The sequence below is a fragment of the Sporosarcina gallistercoris genome (genome assembly GCF_050459885.1).
Taxonomy (GTDB): Bacteria; Bacillota; Bacilli; order Bacillales_A; family Planococcaceae; genus Sporosarcina; species Sporosarcina gallistercoris_A.
On the sequence record NZ_JBCMNO010000033.1, the window covers coordinates 1 to 2440 of the forward strand.

Annotated in this window: 2 protein-coding genes; both read right to left on the bottom strand. The window is 46.4% G+C overall.

All coding sequences use genetic code 11. The features are described from left to right. Positions 1 to 68 precede the first annotated feature (68 nt). The gene (gene istB / locus ABE021_RS15415) at positions 69 to 788 is read right to left on the bottom strand and encodes an IS21-like element helper ATPase IstB (RefSeq protein WP_430289893.1); all 720 of its coding nucleotides are present in this window, start codon (positions 786 to 788) and stop codon (positions 69 to 71) included. Next, positions 785 to 2311: an IS21 family transposase gene (gene istA, locus ABE021_RS15420; RefSeq protein ID WP_430289895.1), complete on the bottom strand. Its 1527-nt coding sequence runs from the start codon at positions 2309 to 2311 to the stop codon at positions 785 to 787. The genes istB and istA overlap by 4 nt, the downstream gene beginning before the upstream one ends. Positions 2312 to 2440: the final 129 nt, after the last annotated feature.

The window sequence follows — 2440 nt, forward strand, 5'->3', positions numbered from 1 at the left end:
TGTATTTGGCAAGTAGAAAATGTATATTTCGGCAATTAAAAATGAAGGTCCTTGCCAATCATCTCGTTTTACTGATTTAATAATGATTCTTTGTGTCGAAAGCTTTCTCTATTAAATACAATCAGATGAGAGTAGTGAATCAGGCGGTCAATAAAAGCTTCTGTCAGGATTGGATCACCAAAAATATGATTCCATTGACCGAATTGGAGATTCGTCGTTACGATGACGCTACGCTGCTCGTAACACATGTTGATCACTTGGAACAGAAGCTCCGCTCCTTGCTTGTGAAGCGGTACATAGCCCATCTCATCGAGAATCAAAAGATCCAGTTGCTCGATTTGCTTATATAGCTTTCCAAGTTTCTCCTTCTCGTTCGCTTCCAACAGCTGATTGACCAGCTGAGCCACCGTATAGAAGCGCACCTTACGCTGCTTTTCTTGAATGGCATTCCAGCCGGTCACGGAGGCGAGTAAGGTTTTTCCTACCCCTACACCGCCGTAAAGGATTAAATTCTCTTTCCGTTCGATGAAATGGCCATGAAGCACCTCATCTCTCGTTAGATCGCCATTCATATGAATGCCATTCCAATCGAATTGTCTGCCGGATATGTCTGGCAGACAAGACTGCTTGACCAACAACCCGAGCTTTCGTTCCTCACGTTGTGCGATTTCCTGTTTAAATAGCTGAAGCAGAAATTCTTCGTGGGAATCTGCTTTGATTTCCTGATAGTTTTCACGTATCCAACTGAGCTTCAGACGCTTGGCATGCTCCTCAATTTGGGCTCTCATGAGTGATCACCCCCTGTCCCATCCATCAGCTCATCGTAGTGTTGGAGTCCGCGCTCCACCCGCTGTTCGGCCATCGGCAGATGGCTGGTACGCTTAGGCAGCGACAGGGTCGGGCGTACGCCTCGTCCGTTGCGTAATTGGTAATACACATGCTTGATGGTATCTGAGCTTGGATGCCCGTGCTCGGATGCCATCCTGAGAGCTTCCGTCGGTTTGCTAAAATCTCGCTCTTTTAGAAGGATGGAGAGAAGTCGGAGGGCTGCTTTCTTTTCTTCTACCGTACAGGCTTCCAAATAGAATCTCCATTCTTCTGGCAACTCTTCGAAGAACGTTGTGTATTTTAGAGCTGTCGGTCGCTTTGCCATCAGGCTTAAGTACGGCTGCCAATCCATGCTCGTCTTCTTTTCATCTCCATAATACCTTGGATGCGTGGTGACCACTTCATTGCTGTCCGTCAGAATCATCACTTGATCAAAGCTGAGACGGACAGAGACACGTTGTCCGGCAAAGCGCGGGGACGTCGAGTATTTTCGTTCGTCAATCCGAACATACCCATACTTGTCCGCTTTCAATGTTTCCTTTCGAACGCACTCATATGGTTTACCTGGCAGCTGAAGTAGGCGTTGCTCGTCTGCCGAATAGAGCTCGGCAATGGGCAGTCCCTTCTCAAAATGTGGACGGTTGCGATCCTGTACAGACCAGTACAGCGCTTGTTCATTTAAGGCGGACAGAGCCTGATATGGGATTGCAGGAATCAGATAGTTATTGCGAACATACTTAATCATTGATTCAACGTGACCTTTCTCATTTCCACTATTCGGATTACAGAACTCGTATCGGAATCCGTAATGAGCCGTAAAACGTTCAAACTCGTCTGTTAACTTCCGTTCGCCATTTGGCAAGATTTTAGAAACGGCAGGGGATAGATTATCAAACCGGATAGTGTGAGGGACGCCGCCTAGGAATGTAAAGATATTGGTCAACCCCTGCAGGAAGCATTCCCGGTTTTCAGACGGGAAGACTTGGAATACGAATGCGTTACTGGCCGGAAACGAGAGAATAAGATAGTGCATGATAACTTCCTTGCCCTTGTGTAGGAAGGGTGCTTCCCCGAAGTCCACCTGCGCTGCACCAGGTTTTGTTACAAGCGGCAGCGAAGCGTCCTCGCTTTCCTCCAAGAGCTCTCGTTTGCGCTTGGCTACATAGTCCCTGACCGATCGGTCAGAACCCGCAAAATCATGGTGCTCTTTTAATAACGTATGAATCCGTTTGGCTGTCCGACGAAACTTCCTTTTCTTTTGGGCATCTTCCCTTAGCCATTCATCGATGATCGGTTTGACAGGATCCATGACGGGAGATTTCCTAGTTTGACGGACTGGAGTTTTCAATGAAAAGTCTTCTTTGTCCGAGTACTTTTTCACAGTTCTCCAATCGACTCCGACCTTCCGAGCCACTTCCGCATACTTCTTACCTTTAATGTTGGTTTCGTGTCTGATATAATTAACTTCAGCCATTGCTAGCATCTCCTTAACTACCTCCTGTAAAAGTTGTGTCCATACAAGAGGATAGATAGTTATTTAGATGTTGGCAAGTGGCCTTTTTTTATACATAAATTAGCTGCCGTTTCCTACATTTCTAGTGTGCCATAAACA

Excerpts from the sequence above, each read along its gene's own strand:
- istB (WP_430289893.1), bottom strand. The coding sequence starts at position 788 with ATGAGAGCCCAAATTGAGGAGCATGCCAAGCGTCTGAAGCTCAGTTGG.
- istA (WP_430289895.1), bottom strand. The coding sequence starts at position 2,311 with ATGCTAGCAATGGCTGAAGTTAATTATATCAGACACGAAACCAACATT.